22 protein-coding genes are annotated in these 20,583 nt (G+C 68.6%); 13 read left to right on the forward strand and 9 right to left on the reverse strand.

Going from position 1 to position 20,583, the window contains the following annotated elements; all coding sequences use genetic code 11:
* Positions 1-27: 27 nt before the first annotated feature.
* Both AC5Y5V_RS08925 and AC5Y5V_RS08930 read left to right on the forward strand, forming a co-directional pair.
* On the forward strand, positions 28-831 hold the full coding sequence (locus tag AC5Y5V_RS08925) for an Rv1363c family protein (RefSeq protein WP_499933022.1): 804 nt from the start codon (positions 28-30) through the stop codon (positions 829-831).
* Between the two features lie 5 nt (positions 832-836).
* Positions 837-1,628 (forward strand): mannan-binding protein, encoded by a 792-nt coding sequence (locus AC5Y5V_RS08930; protein ID WP_499933025.1) that lies wholly within the window; start codon positions 837-839, stop codon positions 1,626-1,628.
* A 16-nt stretch (positions 1,629-1,644) separates the two neighbouring features.
* On the opposite strand, the gene AC5Y5V_RS08935 is transcribed toward AC5Y5V_RS08930, so the two are convergent.
* Both AC5Y5V_RS08935 and AC5Y5V_RS08940 read right to left on the reverse strand, forming a co-directional pair.
* Positions 1,645-1,833 (reverse strand): hypothetical protein, encoded by a 189-nt coding sequence (locus tag AC5Y5V_RS08935; RefSeq protein ID WP_499933500.1) that lies wholly within the window; start codon positions 1,831-1,833, stop codon positions 1,645-1,647.
* A gap of 32 nt (positions 1,834-1,865) precedes the next feature.
* Positions 1,866-3,071, reverse strand: coding sequence for a TetR/AcrR family transcriptional regulator (locus AC5Y5V_RS08940; protein ID WP_499933504.1), 1,206 nt, complete (start codon positions 3,069-3,071; stop codon positions 1,866-1,868).
* 361 nt (positions 3,072-3,432) lie between these two features.
* Between AC5Y5V_RS08940 and AC5Y5V_RS08945 the strand changes: the two genes are divergently transcribed.
* Positions 3,433-4,335, forward strand: coding sequence for an oxygenase MpaB family protein (locus tag AC5Y5V_RS08945; RefSeq protein ID WP_499933027.1), 903 nt, complete (start codon positions 3,433-3,435; stop codon positions 4,333-4,335).
* A 7-nt stretch (positions 4,336-4,342) separates the two neighbouring features.
* Positions 4,343-4,954 (forward strand): hypothetical protein, encoded by a 612-nt coding sequence (locus tag AC5Y5V_RS08950; RefSeq protein WP_499933029.1) that lies wholly within the window; start codon positions 4,343-4,345, stop codon positions 4,952-4,954.
* A gap of 34 nt (positions 4,955-4,988) precedes the next feature.
* Here AC5Y5V_RS08950 and AC5Y5V_RS08955 read toward each other — a convergent pair whose 3' ends face one another.
* On the reverse strand, positions 4,989-5,681 hold the full coding sequence (locus tag AC5Y5V_RS08955; protein WP_499933032.1) for a demethylmenaquinone methyltransferase: 693 nt from the start codon (positions 5,679-5,681) through the stop codon (positions 4,989-4,991).
* A 64-nt stretch (positions 5,682-5,745) separates the two neighbouring features.
* Between AC5Y5V_RS08955 and AC5Y5V_RS08960 the strand changes: the two genes are divergently transcribed.
* On the forward strand, positions 5,746-6,570 hold the full coding sequence (locus AC5Y5V_RS08960; RefSeq protein ID WP_499933035.1) for an SDR family oxidoreductase: 825 nt from the start codon (positions 5,746-5,748) through the stop codon (positions 6,568-6,570).
* A gap of 10 nt (positions 6,571-6,580) precedes the next feature.
* Here the strand turns inward: AC5Y5V_RS08960 and AC5Y5V_RS08965 are convergent, their stop codons facing one another.
* The 3 genes from AC5Y5V_RS08965 to menD all read right to left on the reverse strand — a co-directional run bounded on the left by AC5Y5V_RS08965 (position 6,581) and on the right by menD (position 9,971).
* The gene (locus AC5Y5V_RS08965) at positions 6,581-7,726 is read right to left on the reverse strand and encodes a glycosyltransferase family 4 protein (protein ID WP_499933038.1); all 1,146 of its coding nucleotides are present in this window, start codon (positions 7,724-7,726) and stop codon (positions 6,581-6,583) included.
* A gap of 69 nt (positions 7,727-7,795) precedes the next feature.
* Positions 7,796-8,320: a DUF3592 domain-containing protein gene (locus tag AC5Y5V_RS08970; RefSeq protein ID WP_499933040.1), complete on the reverse strand. Its 525-nt coding sequence runs from the start codon at positions 8,318-8,320 to the stop codon at positions 7,796-7,798.
* Between the two features lie 16 nt (positions 8,321-8,336).
* The gene (gene menD, locus AC5Y5V_RS08975) at positions 8,337-9,971 is read right to left on the reverse strand and encodes a 2-succinyl-5-enolpyruvyl-6-hydroxy-3-cyclohexene-1-carboxylic-acid synthase (RefSeq protein WP_499933042.1); all 1,635 of its coding nucleotides are present in this window, start codon (positions 9,969-9,971) and stop codon (positions 8,337-8,339) included.
* A gap of 81 nt (positions 9,972-10,052) precedes the next feature.
* On the opposite strand from menD, the gene AC5Y5V_RS08980 reads away from it, so the two are divergent.
* Both AC5Y5V_RS08980 and AC5Y5V_RS08985 read left to right on the forward strand, forming a co-directional pair.
* On the forward strand, positions 10,053-11,462 hold the full coding sequence (locus tag AC5Y5V_RS08980) for a serine/threonine-protein kinase (RefSeq protein WP_499933044.1): 1,410 nt from the start codon (positions 10,053-10,055) through the stop codon (positions 11,460-11,462).
* Positions 11,459-11,965, forward strand: a complete 507-nt coding sequence (locus tag AC5Y5V_RS08985; RefSeq protein WP_499933047.1) for a hypothetical protein — start codon at positions 11,459-11,461, stop codon at positions 11,963-11,965. Before AC5Y5V_RS08980 ends, AC5Y5V_RS08985 begins: the two co-directional genes overlap by 4 nt.
* 12 nt (positions 11,966-11,977) lie before the next feature.
* Here AC5Y5V_RS08985 and AC5Y5V_RS08990 read toward each other — a convergent pair whose 3' ends face one another.
* The 3 genes from AC5Y5V_RS08990 to AC5Y5V_RS09000 all read right to left on the reverse strand — a co-directional run bounded on the left by AC5Y5V_RS08990 (position 11,978) and on the right by AC5Y5V_RS09000 (position 15,438).
* Positions 11,978-12,766 (reverse strand): alpha/beta fold hydrolase, encoded by a 789-nt coding sequence (locus AC5Y5V_RS08990; RefSeq protein WP_499933050.1) that lies wholly within the window; start codon positions 12,764-12,766, stop codon positions 11,978-11,980.
* Between the two features lie 66 nt (positions 12,767-12,832).
* Positions 12,833-13,831: an o-succinylbenzoate synthase gene (locus AC5Y5V_RS08995; protein WP_499933052.1), complete on the reverse strand. Its 999-nt coding sequence runs from the start codon at positions 13,829-13,831 to the stop codon at positions 12,833-12,835.
* On the reverse strand, positions 13,828-15,438 hold the full coding sequence (locus AC5Y5V_RS09000; RefSeq protein ID WP_499933054.1) for an amidohydrolase: 1,611 nt from the start codon (positions 15,436-15,438) through the stop codon (positions 13,828-13,830). The genes AC5Y5V_RS08995 and AC5Y5V_RS09000 overlap by 4 nt, the downstream gene beginning before the upstream one ends.
* A gap of 65 nt (positions 15,439-15,503) precedes the next feature.
* Here AC5Y5V_RS09000 and fadD8 point away from each other — a divergent pair, with 65 nt between their 5' ends.
* From fadD8 to AC5Y5V_RS09030, 6 genes are all read left to right on the forward strand, one after another.
* Entirely contained in the window at positions 15,504-17,105 is a 1,602-nt protein-coding gene (fadD8, locus tag AC5Y5V_RS09005; protein ID WP_499933056.1) for a fatty-acid--CoA ligase FadD8, read from the forward strand.
* An 85-nt stretch (positions 17,106-17,190) separates the two neighbouring features.
* Positions 17,191-17,646, forward strand: coding sequence for a nitroreductase family deazaflavin-dependent oxidoreductase (locus AC5Y5V_RS09010; RefSeq protein ID WP_499933059.1), 456 nt, complete (start codon positions 17,191-17,193; stop codon positions 17,644-17,646).
* Positions 17,647-17,650: 4 nt separating this feature from the next.
* Positions 17,651-18,337 (forward strand): hypothetical protein, encoded by a 687-nt coding sequence (locus tag AC5Y5V_RS09015; protein ID WP_499933061.1) that lies wholly within the window; start codon positions 17,651-17,653, stop codon positions 18,335-18,337.
* A complete protein-coding gene (locus AC5Y5V_RS09020; RefSeq protein ID WP_499933063.1) occupies positions 18,334-19,236 on the forward strand; it encodes a 1,4-dihydroxy-2-naphthoyl-CoA synthase in 903 nt (300 codons plus the stop codon). The genes AC5Y5V_RS09015 and AC5Y5V_RS09020 overlap by 4 nt, the downstream gene beginning before the upstream one ends.
* 35 nt (positions 19,237-19,271) lie before the next feature.
* The gene (locus AC5Y5V_RS09025) at positions 19,272-20,150 is read left to right on the forward strand and encodes an SDR family oxidoreductase (RefSeq protein ID WP_499933065.1); all 879 of its coding nucleotides are present in this window, start codon (positions 19,272-19,274) and stop codon (positions 20,148-20,150) included.
* A gap of 13 nt (positions 20,151-20,163) precedes the next feature.
* A complete protein-coding gene (locus AC5Y5V_RS09030; protein WP_499933067.1) occupies positions 20,164-20,571 on the forward strand; it encodes a VOC family protein in 408 nt (135 codons plus the stop codon).
* The last annotated feature ends 12 nt before the right edge of the window (positions 20,572-20,583 follow it).

A 20,583-nucleotide genomic window follows, 5' to 3' on the forward strand; every position in this document is an offset into this window, starting at 1 on the left:
ATCCTTTCACGCCTAAGGAGAGAAGAAATGCCAGCGATCACGCACAACGACATCCGGACCGTCATTCGGCGCCGCGCCGCTCACGAACCCACAGACGAACACGAACCCCCAGAAGACCACGAAGCCACGGCGGAACTGGAACCGACACCGGAACCGGAGCCGATAGAGGAGCCCATAGCCATCGAGGCCGACGAGACGGACGAGACCGACGAGACGGACGACATCGACGACAAGACCGACGACGACGCCGACGAGGCCCCGACGGCGTTGCGGCGTAACCGGTTACGCGTGCGCAGAAAAGGCGAAGCAGACAAAACTGCGGGCGCGACGATGCGTTCACGCCTCGGCCGGCGATGCCGACGGCATGCGCGCGCCATCGTCGTCGGCGTGATCATCGCCGGGGTCGCCGGCGGGCTGGGCGACCTCGGCTGGCAGATGTGGCAACAGCGCGAGGTCACCCGCGCCGGTCAGGCCGCACAGCAAGCGGCGGTGGCCTACGCGCAGGTACTGACCAGTATCGACTCCGGGAAGGTCGACGAGAATTTCAACCAGGTACTCAACGGGGCGACCGGCGAGTTCAAGGACATGTACTCACAGGCCAGCAGGCAACTCAAGCAATTGCTCATCGACAACAAGGCCTCCGCCCGCGGAGTCGTGGTCGACTCGGCGATCCAGACGGCCACCAAGAACAAGGTCGTGGTCCTGCTCTTCGTCGACCAGAGCATCAGCAACACCAATGTTCCCGATCCGCGCATCGACCGCAGCCGAGTCAAGATGACGATGGAGAACATCGACGGACACTGGCGCGCAAGCAAAGTCGAATTGCCCTAGCCCCGATGACCGGCAAAGCCCTGGCGCTCACGGCTGCCGCAATGACGGCCGTCGCGCTGACCGCCCCGGCGAGGGCATCGGCCTCGGCGGCTACGTTCTGCGGTGAATTGTCCGGCGAGTGGGACGGGCAATATTGCCATACGAGAGTGCTTTCCGAACGCAAGGCGGTCCGCGACATCACGGTCGCCCTGCCCGGCGAGTGGCTGGACGACCCGACGACGGGTCCGACGATCCGGCCTTACCTGCGCGACCTGGTCCTCAACTGGAAGGCCGTCGGCGCGCACATGGTCCAGGACAGCTTCGGTGAAGAGAATTTCACGACGTTCCGGCGCGGCAGCGCGCTCAGCATCGTTTTCCACGAGGACTACCACGCCGACGGACCCAAGCCCAATAACGCCTACCGCACCTTCACTTTCGACACCGCACGCGGCGCGCGGCTCGCGCTGGCCGATGTGGTGCAACCGGGAGTGGACCCGCTACCCGCGATCTCGTCGCTCGCACAGCCGTTCATCGAGCAGGCGCTCGACGGGGCCGCTCCGCCGCACAGTCCGGGCAGCTACCCGTTCACCGCCGACCGATGGACCCCCGACAAGGTGTACTCCGGCGCCTACAAGGCATGGGCCCTGACCCCCGACGAATTAATCCTCTACATGCCGGACTATCCCGTCGGCCACGACTCCCCGCTCAACTACACCCCGGAAGTCATGCAATGGTCGATGGACGGCGGCGCCGTCGAAGCGCACATACCCCTCGCGGCACTCGCTTCGATCCTGCGACCCGCCTACGGGGGCGGATAGGCCGGTGCGACCGACCTCAGGTCATACAGACGTTGGCGAACAGCAGCACCGGCCACGACACGATCGCCCCGAGGAACGAGACGACGACATCCGCGCCGTGCATCCGGTGCAGATGCTCGGTGTGCGTCGACGACCAGATCAGTCCGACGATGAAGTACGGGATGCCCAATAGCACTGCCAGCCCGATCCATTCCGCGATGGTCATCCGGTAATTCAACAGCCAACGAACTTTGGTGATCACCGAACGCCCGTCCTTCGCGATGTCGGGAGACCAAGCATGACGGTCTCCAGCAGCCGGCGTGCCGTCGCCCGCGCGTGGGTGGTGTCGCTGCGCTTCACGAGCCGGCCCAAGTCCACGATGACCGCATAAGCGGCGTGCACCGCGTAACGCGCTCGCCCCAGGCTCAATTCGGGGCGGACCGCGGTCGCCAGGCCCGCCCACGCGTCGACGGTGGACTGCTGAATGGTGTCCAGCATCTGCAGCTCACCCGCGAGCAGGTTGTGCCGCTCGCTGTGGTAAACGTAGGCAATCTCGGGACGCGTGAAGGACCGCGCGACGTAGGCCTCGATCACAGCGGCCAACGCCTGCTCGGGTTCTGTTGTGCGAGAGATGATTTCACCCGCATCCTCCGAAAGCCGATCTGCAGCACGGCGGTACGCCGCGGCGAGTATGTCGGCTTTGCCCGGAAAATACCGGTATATACCCGACGGCTGCATCCCCACCGCCGCCGCGATGTCGTCCATGCTGGTGTCTCGGAACCCCCGCTGGTAGAACAGCTGCATCGATTCGTACATGACGAATTCGTAGGCGCCCGCCGATGCGGTGACGACGGGCTGTACGGCCGCCGCGACGGCATTGCTTCGGCTCGCCGGCAACCGGGTGGCAAGCACGTCGGCGGCGATCGCCGATATGCCGCTGCGGATCTCGCCGGCCGCCAGCGGTGCGGAATGATCGGTGATGCTTCCGATCACACTCAGGGTCGCGGCTGACAATGTGGACAGCTCGGCCGGTTTCAGCTTCGGACGCAACAACGACAGCGGGCGCTGCAATCGTTTGTTGGTGAGCGCCAGTTGGTCCCGCAGCGCCCTCCGGTCGGCGCCCCGCAAATGGCGGCCTTCCCAGCGGTACAGACCCCCGGTGGTGCGGTTGGCGATGGTCGTGTCGACGAGGGCGGCGACCAGGGCGTCCAGGAGCGCGGCCGGATCGGCGTCGTCCGCGTCGTCGGCAAATGCGGTGGCGTCGACGAGTTGACGCCCCAAGGCGAGAACCGCCTCACGGAACAGGTCATATTTGCTTGCCGAATGGCGGTACAACGCCGACGGGGATATCCCGACCCGCGCGGCGATGTTCTCCATGCTGACCGCGTGATAACCCTGCGCGCTGAACGCATCGACCGAAGCGCGTGCGATCTGTGCCTTACGATCCTTGGGCCGCCGCCGCACCGCGGGTGCGGGTACCGGACGATCGACATTCACAGCGTCCACGCTAGCGACCGGTGGGCCGGGACGGAGAATTTCCTCGACCATGGGTGTTGTCGCACAGCGGAGAAACCCCCAACCCGTGTCACACACCTAGAATTAGCAATCACTTCGAGAGCCCGACTTTGCTTCACCCTACTACATATTCCGTTGCTCGACCGCGGCACATATACTGCCTAATTGCAGATTTCAGCCCGCCGAACTGCAGTGCCGCCTCGGGTTTGCGGGTCCGCATCCTCGGCGGTCTCGACATCGAATGTTGATTCACTTATTCTGGTGTTGCATTTCCCTGCGACAGGCTGACCAATGACCCGGGGGGTAGCGAATGTCCATACCGAACCCGGAACCCGCGACCGACGGGATGTTGACGACGGACCGGACGCGGATCAGCGTCGGCCGACGCACCGCCCGCTGGTCCGACCGGTCGGTCACCGTCGCCAATGCGATGGACTTTTGGGCCTTTGCCGCCGGAGCGGCCAATGTGATCATGCAACTGTCGCGGCCGGAAGTCGGCTACGGCGTCGTGGAATCGAAGGTCGATTCCGGCAACCTGCTCAAGCATCCGTGGAAGCGCGCCCGAACCACCTTCCAATACCTGGCAGTCGCGGTGTTCGGCAACGACACGGATCGCGCGGCCTACCGGAAGGCGGTCGACTCCGCGCACCGCCAGGTCCGGTCGACCCCGGCCAGCCCGTTGTCCTACAACGCATTTGATCGTGAGCTGCAAATGTGGGTGGCCGCTTGCCTGTTCGTCGGACTAGAGGACACCTACCAGCTGCTGCGCGGCGAGATGACCGACGAGCAGGCCGAGCAGTTCTACCGATCGGCCTGGCCGTTGGGAACCACTTTGCAGGTCAGGCCTGAGCAGTGGCCGCCGACCCGCGCCGCCTTCGATGACTACTGGAACGCCGCCTGCCGGCACGTGGTGATCGACGACGTGGTCCGCGGCTACCTGCTCGACCTGATAGGCCTGAAAATGGTGAATCCGCTACTGCGGCTTATGTTTCGGCCGCTGTTGTCGTTTCTCACGATCGGCTTTCTTGCCCCGGTGTTCCGTACGGCGCTCGGCGTGTCGTGGAGCGAGACCGAGCAGGCGTGGTTTGAGCGCCTGTTTGTGCTCACGGCCTTCGTGAACCGCTTCGTGCCCCGTTTCCTGCGGCAGGGGGGCAGCCACCTGTTGCTGGCGGATGTGCGTCGGCGAGTCAAGCGCGAGCGTCCCCTGCTCTGAGGTGAGAATGGTTCACACGTCCAGACGAGCGTTCAACCGGAGCAGGGTCGCATTCGCCGGCGCAGTCTTCGCGGCGTTTCTGCCCTGGGCTTCGGTGGCCGCCGAACCGGGCGCGGCCCCGGTGAGACTGCCTCTGTTCGTGCCCCACTCCTCCGACTGGAACCCGGACTACACGGTGTTTCCGTACAACTTGTGGCAAACCCGTGTGACTCCTGAGCAGATCGACGCCGAACGCGAATCCTGCCAGTGGTTCAACGCCCAATACGACCCCCTGATGGGGCAGGTCCTGGGCTTCCAGCGGCAGCTGGGCGACCAGCACGACGTATGGGCGGCCCCGGGAATTCAGCCCGTGGCGGACGTCGTCATCGCCAACCTCGACCAGTCCGCAGACTTCTTGAATCCCCGTGCCCACACCTTGTTCATCACGAATTATCCGGATCAAAGCCAGTATTCGCCGCTCTATAACGGCGATTCGTTTTTCCACCTGTGGTATCAGCTGACCCAAATCAGCGACAAGATGAAACAGAAGTTCCCGTCGGGAGTCATCAACGCCAACATCGCCACCGGCACCGTCTACGGGCGGACCATCCGTGATTCGGCGGTGTGCAACGGGGCGTAATCGCCCGACGGGTCGCCTGCGCCGCTCTGAACGCTCAGCGCTGCGGCTTGTAACCGGCGTGCAGCGCCACGATCCCGCCGGTCAGGTTTCGCCACCGCACCGCCGACCACCCCGCCCGCGAAATCTGATGCGCCAGCGCCGGTTGGTCGGGCCAGGCCCGAATCGATTCCGCCAGGTAGACATACGCCTCGGGGTTGCTCGACACCGCACGGGCCACCCGGGGCAGCGCCTGCATCAGATACTCCTTGTAGACGGTGGCGAACGCCGCGTTGGTGGGGGTGGAGAACTCGCACACCACCAGCCGCCCGCCCGGCCGGGTGACCCGCGCCATCTCACGCAGCGCCTTTTCGTGGTCCACGACGTTGCGCAGGCCGAAGCTGATGGTCACGGCGTCGAACACGTCGTCGCCGAACGGAAGCGCGGTGGCGTCGCCCGCGACCTTCGGCACCTTGCGCGCCGCGCCGGCGGCGAGCATGCCGACTGAGAAATCGGCGGCCACACACCATGCTCCGGACTTGCCCAGCTCGACGGTCGACACCGCCGTGCCCGCGGCCAGATCCAGCACCTTCTCCCGCGGCCCGATCCGCAACGCCGACCGGGTGGCGCGCCGCCAATACCGGTCCTGGCCGAGCGACAGCACGGTGTTGGTCAGGTCATATCGGCGGGCGACGCCGTCGAACATCGAGGCGACGTCCCGAGGGTCCTTATCCAGGTCGGCGCGGCTCACGATGCAGACGCTACCCGACCCGGGCGGCGGGAATGTGCCGCGCCCGAACGCGTTGCAACCAGTCGTGAGCGAAAAAGTCTGGTTTATCACCGGTACCTCCCGCGGATTCGGGCGCCAGTGGACGACCGCTGCGCTGGAACGTGGCGACAAGGTGGCCGCCACGGCGCGCAACACCGCGACCCTGGACGACCTGGCCGAGAAATACGGTGACGCGCTGCTGCCGATCAAGTTGGACGTCACCGACCGGGCAGCGGACTTCGCGGCGGTCAAGCAGGCACACGACCACTTCGGACGACTCGACGTCGTGGTGAACAACGCCGGCTATGCCGAGTTCGGGTTCGTCGAGGAGCTTTCCGAGCAGGCGGCTCGTGACCAGCTGGAGACCAACGTGTTCGGCGCGCTGTGGATCACCCAGGCCGCGCTGCCCTACCTGCGCGAACAGCGCAGCGGGCACATCATCCAGGTGTCCTCGATCGGTGGCATCGTCGCGTTCCCCAACCTCGGCATCTACCACGCTTCGAAGTGGGCGCTGGAGGGCTTGTCCCAGTCGCTGGCCCAGGAGGTGGCCCCCTTCGGGATACACGTCACGCTGGTGGAGCCGGGCGGCTTCGACACCGACTGGTCCGGTCCGTCGGCGAAGCGCGCCGAGCGGCTGCCCGCCTACGAGCAGGTGCACGCCACGGCCGACGCCGAGCGCGGCAAGCGCGCCGCGGTCCAGGGTGATCCGACGGCATCGGCTGCCGCGCTGCTGAAGGTGGTGGACGCCGAGGAGCCGCCGCTGCGGGTCTTCTTCGGGGCGTTGCCGTTGCAGCTGGCCAAAGCCGACTACGAGTCGCGCCTGCGCAATTGGGAGCGGTGGCAGCCGGTAGCGGAGCTGGCGCAGGGGTAACGCGCAGCCCTTAGGCGCTGTTGCGCCAGGACACCCGGATCCGCCGCTCCGGCGACATGACGGCCTCGTAGTGGCCCAGCAGTTCGTCGCAGATGACCGTCCAGCTGCGGCCCAGCACGCTGCGGCGCGCCGCCTGCCCGTACCGGTGCCGCTCGGCGACCAGGTGGTCCACCGCGGCGGGCAGTTGTGCCTCGAATTCATTGACGGGCAACAACAGTCCGGTGCGGCGCGGGGCGACGAGGTCGCGCGGTCCGCCGGCGTCGGGGGCGATTACCGGCAGCCCCGACGCCAGCGCTTCCTGCACGACTTGGCAGAACGTCTCGTGCTCGCCGGTGTGCACGAAGACGTCCATGCTGGCATAGGCCCTGGCGAGCTCCGCACCGTATAGCGCTCCGGTGAAAACCGCTGTGGGCATTGCCATTTGCAGCTTGTTCTGGTCGATGCCGTCACCGACGACGACGACCTGGACCGCGTCGCGCGCGGCGAGGACGGCCAGCCGCTCGACGTGTTTCTCCGGCGCGAGCCGGCCCACGAAGCCGACGATCGGCTTGCCTTCCGGCGACCACCGCCCGCGCAGCGCCTCGTCGCGCGCCGACGGCGCGTATCGGAGGACATCCACCCCGCGGGCCCAGCGGTGCACCCGCGGAATCTTCTGGGCGACCAACGATTCCATCGTCGCGCTGGACGGCGCGAGGGTACGGTCGGCGAGGCCGTGCAGGTGGCGGAACCATGCCCACGCCGCCCGCGCCGTCATCGGAATGCCGTAACTCGCCGCGAAACCCGGCACGTCGGTCTGGTACACCGCCACCGTCGGCACACCGAGCCGGCGCGCCGCGCGCAGCCCGCCGTAGCCGAGCAGCGCAGGCGACGCCAGATGCACCACGTCGGGATCGAAACCGCGCAGCACACCGACCATTCGCGGCGTGGGCACGCCCAGCGGCAGCGTGGTCACCTTGGGGAACATCCGGGCGGGTGCCCGGTAGACGCGGACGCCGTCGTGAATCCTGTCGGCGCGCGCTTCACCCGGCGGATTGTCGGGCGCAACGACCAGGGCCTCGTGCCCCGTTTTACGCAGATGCTCGAGTATCCGGAGCACGGAGTTGCTGACGCCATTGACATTCGGGAGGAACGACTCGGCGACGATTGCAACGCGCACGACACCACAGTGGCAGCGCCAGCTGTCGGCAAGGTTGCGGACGGGCGTCCGGGGCGCGAAATCTGTTTACTAAGTCGATGCGGCGGCCGGGGTGTCGTCCTCGCGGCGCGGGTCCAGCCGCTTGTCCAGCAGGGCCAGCAGGATCAGCGCGACCGTCGCGGCCAGCCAGCACGCCACCGCGATGGACCCCGCCGGGATGATCGCCAATCCGGCGTTGCGGTGCTGCACCCGGACCAGGTTCGGATCGTTCTTGTTGTACTCGACGTAAATCCGCATCCCCGTGGACAATTCGGACGGGTACAGCACACCGAGTTCGGGTCGGTAGGTGACGCGCTCGGGCGTGACGAACTCGATGGTGGAGCGTCGCGGCCCGGCGCTGAGCACCTCCGCCTGCGCCACCCCCATGTTGCGCTTGATCGCCAGGTCGTTGCGCCACGCGCCGGCCACCAACAACACCGACTGCATGGTGACCAGGACGGTGACGATCAGGACAGCGATCCGCGTCCAGCGCAGCGCGACCCGCGCCCGGGTTTTCGGCGCGTCGTCACTGCGGCCGTGAATCAGGATGCGCAGCAGCGATTTCGGTGATTTCACGGATATCCCGGACCGCTCACAGCGCCGCCCGGATGGCGGCGTGCAGCCCGCGCAGCGAGGACCGGTCGGCCTTGACCTCGAGCACCCGCAGGCCGGCGGGGGGTTCGTCGAGCGCCGCCTGCAGCTCGCCGACCTCGATCTGCCGGCTCTCCACGTGGTACGCGCGGCACAGCGCTCCCACGTCGACGTCGTGCGGGGTGCCGAAGACCCGCGACGACACGTCGGAGAACCTCGGGTCGCCCTGCTCGAGCAGCTCGAAGATGCCGCCGCCGTTGTCGTTGGAAACCACGATCGTCAGGTTCGTCGGCGTCGGCTCGGTGGGACCGATCAGCAGCCCGGAACTGTCGTGGACGAACGTCAGGTCCCCGATCAGCGCGACGGTGCGACCCTCATGGGCCAACGCGGCGCCGATCGCGGTGGAGACGGTGCCGTCGATACCGGCGACGCCGCGGTTGGACCGCACCCGGATGCCGTGCGTCGACAGGCCGACCAGCGCCGCATCGCGCACCGGGTTGGACGCGCCGAGCACCAGCTGATCACCGGGCCGCAGCGCGTCGGCCACCGCGGCCGCTACGTGCAGACCGGTGGTCAGCGGGTGCGCCGCGAGCTGGTCGCGGACCGCCGCGACGGCGTGCCGGTTCGCCTCGGCGCACCGTTGCAGCCACGCCGGATCCGGCGACCCGGTGGTGACCGCGCGCGTCCCGGTGGCCTGCGAATTGCCCGATACGTCCGGCCAGCGCGGACCGGTGGTCAGCGCGTACACGGGGACCTTTGGGTCGGCCAGCAGCGCCGACACCGGCCGGTGCAGTGTCGGACGGCCCAGCATGATGACCTGCTTGGGTTCCAGCAGCGTCAACGCGAGCGGGTGCAGCGGGTTTGTCCCGCCCGGCGTCCAGGGCGCCGTCGGTTCGGCGACCGTCGGCAGCTCGGCGAGGTTGGGCTGCGCCCCCGCGCCGTGCCCGGCGATGACCACGGTGTCGGCCGAAAGGTCGACGTCCAGCGGCTGGTCGAAGGTGACCGGCGGCGTGTGGGTCCAGGACTTGCCGCCGGGCCGCCCGGGCGGGATCACCGCGTCCTTCAGATCGCGGTCCGGCACCAGCGGCTCGCGCAACGGAACGTCGAAGTGCACGGGACCGGCGTTGGCGGAGCGGGCGCCGGTGGCGGCCACCAGCACTCGGCACGTGGCCGATCGCCAGGTCGCGTTCAGGGCATCCAGGCGCTCGGGGGCGTCCTCGGCCAGGCCCAGGCTGATCGTTTCGCGGACCTGGGTGCCGAAGTAGCCCAGCTGCTCCATGGTCTGGTTGGCACCGGTGCCGAGCAGTTCGTAAGGGCGGTTGGCCGAGAGCACGATCAGCGGCACCCGGGCGTAGTTGGCCTCCACCACGGCCGGCCCGAGGTTGGCCACGGCGGTGCCCGACGTCATCGCGACACAGACCGGCGCGCCCGCGGCGATCGACAGCCCGATGGCCAGAAAACCCGCGGTGCGCTCGTCGATGCGGACGTGCAGGCGCAGCCGTCCGGACCGGTCGGCGTCCTGCAGGGCGAATGCCAGCGGCGCGTTCCGCGACCCGGGGCAGAGCACCACGTCACGGACGCCGCCGCGAATCAGCTCGTCGACGACGACGCGGGCCTGTGTCGTCGACGGGTTCACTACTACAGGGTGTCACAACCGCCGCAAGCAGCTCGGAAACGATGCGGCAAGCAGGGCTGCGCAGTCAGTAGGATTCGCTGCATGCCGCTGGAAAACGGGGCCGTCTTCGCTGGCTACACGGTGCAGCGACTGCTCGGTTCCGGCGGCATGGGCGAGGTCTACCTGGCCCAGCATCCGCGGCTACCGCGCCTGGACGCCCTGAAGATCCTGCCCGCCTCGCTGACCGGAGACGCCAACTACCGAGAGCGCTTCAACCGGGAAGCCGACCTGGCCGCCACCCTGTGGCATCCCAACATCGTCGGCCTGCACGACCGCGGCGAGTTCGACGGCCAGCTGTGGATCACGATGGACTACGTGGACGGCACCGACGCCGCCCACGCCCTGCGCGCGGCCGGCCGTCTCGCGGAACCCGACGTGCTCGAGATCGTCACCGCCGTCGCCGACGCGCTCGACTACGCGCATCAGCGCAATTTGGTGCATCGCGACGTCAAACCGGCCAACATCCTGCTGAGCAGATCCGATCCGGAACGACGCCGAATCCTGTTGGCCGACTTCGGCATTGCCCGCCAGGCCGACGACCTCGGCGGCCTGACCGCGACCAATGTCACGGTCGGCTCGCTGGCTTACGCGGCGGCCGAGCAGCTGATGGGCGAGGCGATAGACGGCCGAGCGGATCAATATGCGCTGGCCGCCACGGCTTTTCACCTGCTGGCCGGCGCGCCGCCGTTCGAGCATTCCAACGCGGCCGTGGTGATCGGCAAGCACCTGACCGCGCCGCCGCCGCCGCTGGCACAGCACCGCCCGGAACTGGCCCGGCTGGACCCGGTGCTGTCGAAGGCCATGGCAAAGGATCCCGCGTACCGCTATCCGCGCTGCCTGGACTTCGCGCACGCGCTCGGCGCAGCGCTCAGCGGGCCCGGTGGCCATCAGTATCCGACGCAAGCCGCAATTGCCTGGCCGCCAGGACCGCCGGTCCCCTATTACCCCGCTCCGGTGGCCGGACGTGGTCGCCGCTGGCCGGCGATCGTGGTGCCGCTGGTCCTGGTGGTGCTGCTGCTCGGCGCGTCCGCCTTCGCGGTCACGCAGGTCATGCGGCCGGCGCCGTCCACGGCGGCGCCGTACTGGCAGCCGTACGTGGACTACGCCAAGCAGTTCGCGACGTGGCTGACCAGTCTGAGCGCGCAATCCGCCGACAGCGATATCCAGCGCATCATCGACGGCTCGACCGGCGAATGCCATGAGCAGTTCTCCAGAAGTAGCTCGAACTTCAGGCAGACGGTCGTGAATTCGAATGTGAGGACCGAGGGCACGATCACCGGCGCGGGCCTGGACTCGATCAACGGCCCGACTGCCCACGTCCTGGTCTCCGTGACATCGAAAGTCACCAACAACGCCGGCGCATCGGAAGAGCCACGAAAGTGGCGGCTTGCCCTGCAGGTCGAGAAGCTGGGCGACGCCTACAAGGTGTCCGAGGTGGTGTTCGTCCCATGACCGGCAGACGCACCGCCTGGTGGCTGCTCGTCGTCGCACTGGCTGTCGCGACGGTTGCCGCCACAGCCGTGGGCGGCTGGCAACTGGTGACCAAGAGCGTCCACCCTCCGCCGGTCGCCGACCAGCCCGCCGCCCGTCGAGCGGCGACCGAGGCCGCGAGCAACGGCACCGTCAAACTGCTGAGCTATTCTCCCGAGACGCTCGACCAGGACCTCAGCGCCGCGACTGCGATGCTCACCGGCGACTTCTTGGCCTACTACAAGCAATTCACCGATCAGGTAGTCAGGCCGGCGGCTCAACAGAAGGGGCTGAACGTGAAGGCGACCGTTCAGCGGGCCGGAGTGGAATCGCTGACCAGCGACAAGGCGACGACCCTCGTCTTCGTCAACCAGGTCACGACCAGCAAGGAAAGGCCGGAACCACTAAACTCGGCCAGTGCGGTGCGGGTGAGCCTGGCCAAGGTGCACGGGAAGTGGCTCATCAACAAGTTCGACCCCGTCTGACCGGCCCCGTGCTCAGGCCTTGGCACCCGCGAAGAATTGCAGCGCCGCTGAGTTGACGGTCTGCGGGCGCTCGAAGAACCCGAGGTGGCCGGTGTCGGGCACCTGCAGATACCGCCCGTTGGGCATCGCGTCGGCGACCTCGCGCCCCAGGTACGGCGGGGTCACCACGTCGTCGGCGAAGCCGATCACCAGCACCGGCGCGGCGATGTTGCGGTAGGCGGGCAGCCGATTGGTCGCCGGGGAGCAATCCAGCTGGCAGCGCAACCCCGGCGTGGGCTTGATCGGCCACATGTTGAACATCGCGATCCAGTCCGCGATGGCGGCGTCGTCGTTCAGGGTTTTGCGGGAAAAGCTTTCCAGCAAGCGCGATCTCGCGTCGTACTTGGTGGGCAGCAGGACGCCGGAGTCGTGGAGCTCGGCCTCCGAGTCGCGAAAGAACTGGCGGGTGCGGTCCAGGCGGCCGCGGGTGGCCATCAGCACGGCGGCACGCACCAGCTCCGGCCGGACCACCATCAATTCCTGCGCGATGTACGAACCCATCGACGCCCCGACCAGGCGCACGGGCGCGATGTCCAGCGATTCGATCAGCGCGGCGGTGTCGGCGACCATGGTCTGCGTGGTGAAGCCCTCGGCGTTCTCGGTGGCGCCGACCCCGCGGTTGTCGAAGGTGATACAGCGGTATCCCGCCGCCAGGAACGCGGGCACCTGATGCGGCTGCCAGGTGCGACCGAGACCGCCACGGCCGGCGATGAACAGGACGGGTTCGCCGCTGCCCTTATCTTCGTAAGCCAGATTTGTCACGTCACGACCGTACAAGCCTGCGCCTGCGCCGCGAGCGGACACCGTCCAGCGCCCGGCCCCAGACCATCAGCGTCGCCGCCTTGAGCTGCGCCGGCTTGCGTTCAGCAGCGGGTAGCAGGCCCTGACCCGGTCGATCCACCATTGCCGCCGCGGCGCCGGCGCGGCCAGACCAGTAAGCCGCGCCGGGTCGGGCGACACGGGCCCCACCCGCAAGAAGCCGTCGGCCGGCGGCGCCTGCTCGGCGACGTCCTCGACGAACAGCCCGCCGGTGCCCAGACCGCAGGCGTGGCGCAATTCCGGAAGTGCCGCGGCCGCCGCGAGCCCGTGGCCGATGCCGACCGCCGAATCCAGCGCGCTCGACACCACGACGGGGATGTCGATCTGCGCGGCGATGTCGAGCATGGCCGAAATCCCGCCCAGGGGAGCTACTTTGAGCACCGCGACGTCGGCGGCGCCGGCGCGGACCACGGCCAGCGGGTCGTCGGCCTTCCGGATGCTTTCGTCGGCGGCGATCGGGACATCGACGAGGCGGCGCAGCTCGGCCAGCTCGGGCACCGTCGCGCAGGGTTGTTCGAGGTATTCCAGCGGGCCGTCGGCGGTCAGGGCGCGCGCGGCCTCGGCGGCCTCGTCGACGCTCCAGCCGCCGTTGGCGTCCACCCGCACCGTCGGGACCAGTGCGCGCACCGCGTTGACGCGGTCGACGTCGTCGGCCAGCCGTTGGCCCGGCTCGGCGACCTTCACCTTGGCGGTGGACGCCCCGGGGAACCGGGCCAACACGTCGGGCACCTGCTCGGCGGCGACGGCGGGCACGGTGGCGTTGATCGGGATCCGGTCGCGTCGCGGCGGTGGCGGCTCGCGGTAGGCGGCCTCGATGCCCGAGGCGAGCCAGTGCGCGGCCTCCGGCGGGCCGTATTCGACGAACGCCCCGAACTCGCCCCACCCGGCCGGGCCGTCGATCAGCGCGACCTCGCGGGTGGTGATGCCGCGGAAGCGGACCCGCATCGGCAGCGCCACCACGTGCAGGCGGTCCAGCAGGTCCGGCAGTGTCGGCAGCGTTGGCATCAATGGACGCGCCGGCCGGCCAGGTAGGTGGCGCGGACTTCGAGGTCGGCGATCCGCTCGGCCGGCACCGCACGCGGATCCGCCGACAGCACCACCAGGTCCGCGTACTTGCCGACCTCCAGCGAGCCGATGATGTCGTCGGCGAACAGCTGCCAGGCGGCGTCGATGGTCTGCGCGCGGATCGCCTGCTCGACCGTCAGGCGCTCCTGCGGCGCCAGCACCCGGCCGCTGGGCGCGACGCGTGTCGCGGCGACGCTGATGTTGCGCAGCGGCTCCTCGGGCGTGACCGGCGGATCGTTGTGCAGCGAGATGCGCATGCCGGTGGCGACCGCGGAACCCGCTGGCATCCAACGTGATCCGCGCTCGGGGCCGAACAATCCGTCGACGATGACGTCGCCCCAGTAGTGGATCTGATCGACGAAGATGCTGCACGTGACGCCCAGGTCGGCGGCCCGTTGCAGCTGTTCGGGGCGGATGGCGCCGACGTGTTCGAGCCGTAGCCGATGGTCGTCGCGCGGGTGTTGGGCCAGCGCCTCCTCGTAGACGTCGAGGATGGTGTCCACGCCGGCGTCACCCTGCACGTGACAGGCCATCTGCCAGCCGTTCGGGAAGTAGGCGGCGACGATCTCGGTCAGCTGCTCCTTGGTGTAGTTGGCGCAGCCGCAGGACCCGGGCGTGATGCCCGCCGACCGGGTCGCCGGGGTGTCCAGATAGGGAAACGACAGCGCGATGTTGCCGATCCACGGCGAGCCGTCGACCCAGATCTTGATGCCCACCTGGCGCAGCATGTCGTCGCCCTGGCCGGGCGTGGCGCCGGTGGCCATCCGCGCGTTGGAGACCTCGTAGGTGCGCAACCGCACCGTCAGGTCGTCGCGCATCTGCTCGACCAGCGGCGTGAAGTTCGGGTCGAACGCCATCTCCGAGCAGGTGGTCAGTCCCGCCCGGTTGAGGCGGGCGCACTCGGCGCGCAGCATGTCCGGATAGCCGCCGGCCGTGATGGCCCCGCCCAGCAGCGGGAACACCGCGCCGATCTCCTCGGCGGTGCCGTCGAGGTCGCCGCTGCCGTCGCGGCCGTACTTGGCGCCCTTGGGGTCCTCGGTGTCGCGCGTCAGGCCGTTGAGCTGCGCGGCGCGCGAGTTGAAGTAGGCCTTGTGCCCGGAGTTGTGAATGACCACCAGCGGCCCGTCGGGAGCGATGCCGTCCAGCCAGCTCAGCGTCGGCTCCGGCAGCCCCGGTTGCAGCAGCGCGTCCCAGCCGTTGAGGTAGGCGCCGTGCTGGCCGCGTTTGGCCGCCTCGGCGCGGATGGCGGCGACGACGTCTTCTGTGTTCGGCATGGTCACCGGGCGGATGTCGACGATCCGGTCCGAGAGCGCGACGGCCTCCATCAGCGGGTGGCCGTGCGCCTCGATGAAGCCGGGCAGGACGCAGCCGTCCCGGAGGTCGATGTGTTCGGTGTGCGGACCGGCGTGCTGTGCGACGTCGGCGCGGTCGCCTACGGCGATGATGCGGCCGCCGGCAATGGCGAGCGCCTCGGCCGTGGGCCTCGCGTCGTCGACGGTCAGCACGGTTCCGGTGATGACGGTGTCAGCTACCAGCCCAGCGGCGCTCATGTGCACAAACACTACTGACGGAGGGTGGGGCCGGGCAGAATTGCAACACGTTCTAGTCTGGCTAGATGAGTGACGACCTGCTGCGCAACCCGACCCACAACGGCCACCTGTTGGTGGGCGCGCTCAAGCGGCACAAGAACCGCCCGGTGCTGTTCCTCGGCGACACCACGCTGACCGGTGGCCAGCTGGCCGAGCGGATCAGCCAGTACGTCCAGGCCTTCGAGTCGCTGGGCGCCGGCAGCGGCGCGATGGTCGGGTTGTTGTCCCTCAACCGTCCCGAGGTCCTGATGATCCTCGGGGCCAGCCAGACCCAGGGTTACCGCCGCACGGCGCTGCACCCGCTCGGCTCCCTGGACGACCACGCGTACGTGCTCTCCGATTCCGGCGCGAGCGCGCTGATCATCGACCCCAACCCGATGTTCGTCGAGCGCGCGCTGGGCCTGCTGGAGAAGGTGGACTCGCTCAAGCAGATCCTGACGATCGGCCCGGTCCCGGAGGCGTTGCGGGGGGTGGCGGTGGATCTGAGTGCGGAGGCCGCCAAGTTCGACCCGCAACCGCTGGTCGTGGCCGACCTGCCGCCGGACAACATCGGCGGCATGGCCTACACCGGCGGCACCACCGGCAAGCCCAAGGGCGTGATCGGAACGACCGGGAACATCGCCGCAATGACGTCGATCCAGCTCGCCGAGTGGGAGTGGCCCGAGCACCCGCGGTTCTTGATGTGCACGCCGCTGTCGCATGCCGGGGCGGCGTTCTTCACGCCGACGGTGGTCAAGGGCGGCGAGATGGTGGTGCTGGCCAAGTTCGACCCGGCCGAGGTGCTGAAAGTCATTGAAGAGCAGCGCATTACCGCGACGATGCTGGTGCCCTCGATGCTGTATGCGCTGATGGACCACCCCGATTCGCACACCCGCGACCTGTCGTCGCTCGAGACGGTGTACTACGGCGCCTCGGCGATCAACCCGGTGCGGCTGGCCGAGGCCATCCGGCGGTTCGGCCCGATCTTCGCCCAGTACTACGGCCAGTCCGAGGCGCCGATGGTCATCACCTACCTGGCCAAGGCCGACCACGACGAGAAGCGGCTGACCTCCTGCGGACGGCCGACGCTGTTCGCGCGGGTGGCGCTGCTGGGCGACGACGGTCAGCCCGTTCCGCAGGGCGAGCCAGGCGAAATCTGCGTCAGCGGACCACTTTTGGCCGCCGGGTATTGGAACAAGCCGGAGGCCACCGCGGAGGCCTTCCGCGACGGCTGGCTGCACACCGGCGACATGGCCCGCGAGGACGAGGACGGCTTCTACTTCATCGTCGACCGCGTCAAGGACATGATCGTCACGGGCGGATTCAACGTCTTCCCCCGCGAGGTCGAGGACGTCATCGCCGAGCATCCGGCCGTCGCGCAGGTGTGCGTGGTGGGCACCCCCGACGAGAAGTGGGGCGAGGCCGTCACCGCGGTGGTGGTGCTGCGCGCCGACGCCGGACGCGACGACGCCGCCGTGGAGGCGATGACGGCCGAGGTCCAGGCCGCGGTCAAGGACCGCAAGGGCTCGGTGCAGTCACCCAAGCGGGTCGTGGTCGTCGACGCGCTGCCGTTGACCGGGCTGGGCAAGCCGGACAAGAAGGCGGTGCGGGCACAGTTCTGGGAGGGCGCGGGGCGCGCGGTCGGCTAGTTCACGGGCAGGACCCCGCCCAACGTGCGGCTGGGCGCACACTCGGCGGCCCTACGGCCGGGGATCAGCAGGTAACGTCGCCGACATGGGCAGTACTGACCGGATCAAGCCGCCGTGGTGGCTGAAGCCGGCGAACAAGATCTTCATCCAGATGTCGCGGCTCGGCATGAGCTTCGGCGGCGAGAGCCCCGTCGTCCTCACGGTGCCGGGCCGCAAATCCGGCACCCCGCGCTCGACGCCGATCACGCCGATGACGGTCGACGGCCAACGGTATGTGGTCGGCGGCTTCCCGGGCGCGGATTGGGTGCAAAACGCCCGCGCCGCAGGCGAAGTCACGCTGCAACGCGGCCGGCGGCAGGAGCGCGTGCGGATGGTGGAGCTGGCCCCCGAGGCGGCCCGGCCGTTGCTGCGCGTGTACCCGACGCACGTGCCCACCGGTGTCGGGTTCATGAAGTGCGCCGGGCTGGTCGAAGAGGGGCGGCCCGAGGAGTTCGAGAAGCTCGCCGGCCGCTGCGCCGTATTTCGATTCGACCCGGTGTAGCACGATGCGACGCCTGCTGTTGGTGCTGTCACTGGTGGCCGCCGCGTGCATCACGGCGCCGCGGTCGCACGCGGACGTCGGCTGCCCGGCGGGCGGGGCGCCTCCGCCGCCCGGCGCGGCCCAACGTCAGATCGGCGACGTCGACGGCGACGGCCGCCCGGACACGTTGTGGATCGGGCTGTTCCGCGACGCCGAGAGCCGCACCAACCGTGTCGTCGGCGTCACCACGGCCAGCGGCGCGCACTCCGACGTGCCGATCACGTCGGCCAGTCCAATACCGCTGTCCGCCTTGGCCGTCGACGCGCAGGAAAACGGCGGCAACCAGATCATCGTCAGCGACGGCCGCGGCGCATACCTGTACACCTTTGCCGAGTGCCGGCTGCAGACCGTGGTCGACGCCCACTACGGGAAGCCCTTCCTATTCGACCTGCAGAACCGGCGCGACCAGGGCACCGGGGTGGGCTGCAGCGACCTCGGTGACGGCCGTCATCTGGTAGTGCTGCAGGCGGTGCCGGAGAACGGCCAGTGGTCGGTGCACCGCACCGAGGTCGACGTCAATGGCACCGTGGCCACCACCGGGCGATCCGATACCGTCGTGGCCGTCTCCGCCCAGGACGCGGCGGTGACCTCGGCGCAAACGATCAGCTGCGGCGACCTCACCATCGGCAAGGACGGAGTTCAACAGCCTTGAGCGAGAACCCTTTCGACGCAGACCAGTGGCGGCCGGTCGACGGATTCGACGACCTGACCGACATCACCTACCACCACCACGTCACCGACGCCACGGTGCGGGTGGCCTTCAACCGGCCCGAGGTGCGCAACGCGTTCCGCCCGCACAGCGTCGACGAGCTCTACCGCGTGCTCGACCACGCCCGGATGTCGCCGGATGTGGGCGTGGTGCTGCTGACCGGCAACGGGCCGTCGCCGAAGGACGGCGGCTGGGCGTTCTGCTCGGGCGGCGATCAGCGCATCCGTGGGCGCTCCGGCTACCAATACGCGTCTGGGGAGACGGCGGACACGGTCGACGCCGCGCGGGCCGGCCGGCTGCACATCCTCGAGGTGCAGCGGCTGATCCGCTTCATGCCTAAGGTGGTCATCTGCCTGGTCAACGGCTGGGCGGCCGGCGGCGGCCACAGCCTGCACGTGGTGTGCGACCTCACCCTGGCCAGCCGGGAGCACGCCCGCTTCAAACAGACCGACGCCGACGTCGGCAGCTTCGACGGCGGCTACGGCAGCGCCTACCTGGCTCGGCAGGTGGGCCAGAAGTTCGCCCGGGAGGTTTTCTTCCTGGGCCGGCCCTACACCGCCGAGCAAATGCACCGGATGGGCGCGGTCAACGAGGTCGTCGACCACGCGGAACTCGAAGCGACCGGGATCCAGTGGGCCGCCGAGATCAACGCCAAATCACCGCAGGCGCAACGGATGCTGAAGTTCGCGTTCAACCTGCTCGACGACGGGCTGGTCGGCCAGCAGCTGTTCGCCGGCGAAGCCACCCGGCTGGCGTACATGACCGACGAGGCCGTCGAGGGCCGCGACGCATTCCTACAGAAGCGCCCGCCGGACTGGAGCCCGTTCCCGCGCTACTTCTGACGGCTGCCGCCGACCGCGTGCCTAGACTGCACACGGTGAGCAAGAGTCCGCTTCGCCGATTCACCGACCAGATGGTGCTGGCCAGCATGCGGCCGCCGGCGGCGCCGCAAATCATGATCAACCGCCCCGCGATCAAGCCGGTCGACCTCGACGGCAAGCGCGTCCTGCTGACCGGGGCGTCGTCGGGCATCGGCGAGGCCGCGGCCGAACAGTTCGCCCGGCTCGGCGCGACCGTGGTCGTCGTGGCCCGCCGCCGCGAGCTGCTGGACGCGGTCGCCGACCGGATCACGACCAGCGGCGGCACGGCAATGTCGATCCCGTGCGACCTTTCGGACATGGACGCCGTCGACGCCCTCGCCGCCGACGTCGAGGACCGCATCGGCGGGGTCGACATCCTGATCAACAATGCCGGCCGGTCCATCCGCCGGCCGCTGGCCGAGTCGCTGGAACGCTGGCACGACGTCGAGCGGACGATGGTGCTCAACTACTACTCGCCGCTGCGGCTGGTGCGCGGGCTGGCGCCGGGGATGCTCGAGCGCGGCGACGGCCACATCATCAACGTCTCGACTTGGGGCGTGCTGTCGGAAGCGTCGCCGCTGTTCTCGGTGTACAACGCGTCGAAGGCCGCGCTGTCTGCGGTCAGCCGGATCATCGAGACCGAATGGGGCCGACGAGGCGTACACTCCAGCACCCTGTACTACCCGCTGGTGGCGACGCCGATGATCGCCCCGACGAAGGCGTACGACGGGATGCCGGCCCTGACGTCGGAGGAGGCCGCCGAGTGGATGATCACCGCGGCCCGCACCCGGCCGGTGCAGATCGCCCCGCGCATGGCGATCGCGGCCAAGGCGCTCAACACCGTCGGCCCCCGCTGGGTGAACGCGCTGATGGAGCGCCGCAACCACTCGGCGTGATAGACACGAAGGCATGGAGATCCTGGCCAGTCGGATGCTGTTTCGGCCGGCGGACTATCAACGGTCGCTGACCTTCTACCGCGACGAGATCGGGCTGGCCATCGCCCGTGAATACGGTGGTGGGACAGTGTTTTTCGCGGGGCAATCGTTGCTGGAGCTGGCCGGTTACGGTAGTCCCGATCACTCGCGGGGCCCCTTTCCCGGCGCCCTGTGGCTACAGGTGCGCGACGTCCGCGCGACCCAGGCCGAACTGGAGGGCCGCGGGGTGCCGATCACCCGCGAGGCCCGCCGCGAACCGTGGGGCCTGCACGAGATGCACGTGACCGATCCGGACGGCATCACGCTGATCTTCGTCGAGGTACCCGGCGACCATCCGCTACGCCGCGACACCCGAGGTGAACCACGGGGAACGGGCGGTTAACTACGAAGTAAC

It is taken from the genome of Mycobacterium sp. NGS68 (assembly GCF_059812195.1).